The following is a 2039-nucleotide window of genomic DNA, read 5'->3' as shown; positions in this document are numbered from 1 at the left end:
GGGACTGACGAGAGCGATAGCTTCCACGAAGCCTCCAGGCATGCCACGGCTGATCGTCGCAGGCTACTGGTTGACGCCGATAGAAAGTCCCCGATCTGCGTAGCTACGTGACATCAGCTCGGGAAGCTTGGGTTCTCTGATCGTGGGAGTGCTGCTGAGCTGCGGCAGGAGCGAGGCGGCACCTGGTGGGCAGTTCGTTGACCCCCCGGTGTTCCCCGTGGTTCCCCGCCCGATCTGGCACGCGTCTGGCGCGGGCCAGGCCCCGTTACCTCTATCGGTTGCGACTTCCTGTCCGCTTGCCTATCGGCAAGATCAAGGCCCTGACGACGGCCAGACCTACGAAGATCGCTGCTGCCCGCAGCTCGACCAGCGCCAACGCGATCACGATTTAGGCGACAAAAGAAAAACTCAGCGGACTCGCTTGCCCACCGAGCAGTGGGCAAGCTCCAGGCTTCATATTTCAGTGTTCCCCCGGGAACTCAGTGAACCCCGGACACTTTCCCAAGCATTGATCACAATTCAGCCTCACGCCAGGTAGGAAATTGGGTCCCAAATGGGACGCCAACTCGTCGATGTCGATCGGCACTTCAGCCAATCTGGCTTCGGGCTGAGCAGGCTTCCGCACGATGCTGACTTCATGGAGAGACATATTCGAATGAGCTGAAACGATCGCCACGACTCTCGCTCGGTAGAGCGTATCTGCTCGGTGCTTACAGGGATCCTGTTCACATACTCGGCAGGGGCCATAAGCGTCCGCACCACCACGAATCCAGTAACTACGATCACGAAAGTGAGGACACTCATCAGAAGCTAGATCTTTACGGCATATCGAGCATATCCGGGTAGCGGTGAAGCCCACAGAAAAACCCATCTTCTTGTGAGCTATTACTACCGGGCAACGATGCGCATAACCCTTACCGTCGAAGAAGATACTGCATCCTAGTTGCTTTCTCTTCCACTTCCCTATCTTGTGCATCAGCTGATGCTGACGTTCTTCTAACGGAGAGTCCTCGGCCCACCAAAATGCTTTCGCTGAAGCATCAAGAGCCTCCCTGGCCTTTTCCTCCGCCGCGCCAGCATCTTTTCCCGCGAGTCGTTGAGCATCCTCGAAGCTGCGTTTAGCTTGCCGCCGATACGAGAGAACGCGCGAAGTCATGTAAGCGTCAATCAGATCCTTGGCCGGACCAGCATCGCTGCCTTCAGCCGGTGCTCCCGCTGCACCCATTCGGAATTCATCGCGCACCGGCATAATTTCACGCCCATCTCTCGCACTTTATTCGGACAGGGTGGGGGGTTGACTTTCGGTATTCATCCCTTCAAGAGCTTGCGCAACCGACTCACCTGTCCCCTCCAACTCAATCCACTCCCAACCGCTGCCCGCCGCGGTAGACACCTGTCGAGTGATACGAAGCCGCACCGGAGTGTCATTGTGACGGCGTCGCAGCAAAGCCCCAAGGCCGTCATAAGCTCCTGCCGAGATCATCCCAATCACGACATCCAGCGTGTACGCGAGGAGGCCCTTCTCTCCGAGCCACCTTCGTTCTTCGGGAATGTGCGCAAAAGAGGCGCTCAGCCCTTCAAACTTCAAGGCCTTGACAAGGTCAGTGGCCGTGTCGTGATAGCGAGCAACGCCAGACTCATCAAGCTCTCGCGGCAGGACCACCACGTCGCACTCGGAGTCGATGGGGACAGGCACGGCAAGGGGTTCGATGGGGCGCGGCACCGCTGGAGAGGACGTCATAGCCTGATCGTAGGCAACTTCACTGGCCTACTGATGCGTTCTTCTAGGTTCGAAGGCCCCTAGACTGCCCAACAGCGCTCGGGACCGCCGGCCGTGAGGAAGAATCCGCAGGTAGAGGCCACCTGGCATCTCAACTATGGGAGTTCTCCGGGCTTGGGCATGGTGGTACCAGTGTCGCAGATCCAATCGGGTGACCTGGGGCGGTCGACGGCTACGACTGTCGTTACTGACGTTGTTGTCGTGATGTCGTCAAGGTGAGTCCGGTTTCGGCGAGGCATCCGTTGATGAGGTTGCTGCG

Annotated in this window: 2 protein-coding genes; both read right to left on the bottom strand. The window is 58.2% G+C overall.

Going from position 1 to position 2039, the window contains the following annotated elements; genetic code table 11:
- Positions 1-460 precede the first annotated feature (460 nt).
- Positions 461-1243 (bottom strand): hypothetical protein, encoded by a 783-nt coding sequence (locus tag IE318_RS44250; RefSeq protein WP_189908474.1) that lies wholly within the window; start codon positions 1241-1243, stop codon positions 461-463.
- 30 nt (positions 1244-1273) lie between these two features.
- Positions 1274-1741 carry a hypothetical protein gene (locus IE318_RS44245; protein ID WP_189908473.1) on the bottom strand — a complete coding sequence of 156 codons (468 nt, stop codon included), beginning with the start codon at positions 1739-1741 and terminating at the stop codon, positions 1274-1276.
- Positions 1742-2039: the final 298 nt, after the last annotated feature.

This window comes from Streptomyces spiralis, from assembly GCF_014654675.1.
GTDB classification, from domain to species: Bacteria; Actinomycetota; Actinomycetes; order Streptomycetales; family Streptomycetaceae; genus Streptomyces; species Streptomyces spiralis.
This window is presented reverse-complemented; position numbering and strand designations above follow the sequence as displayed.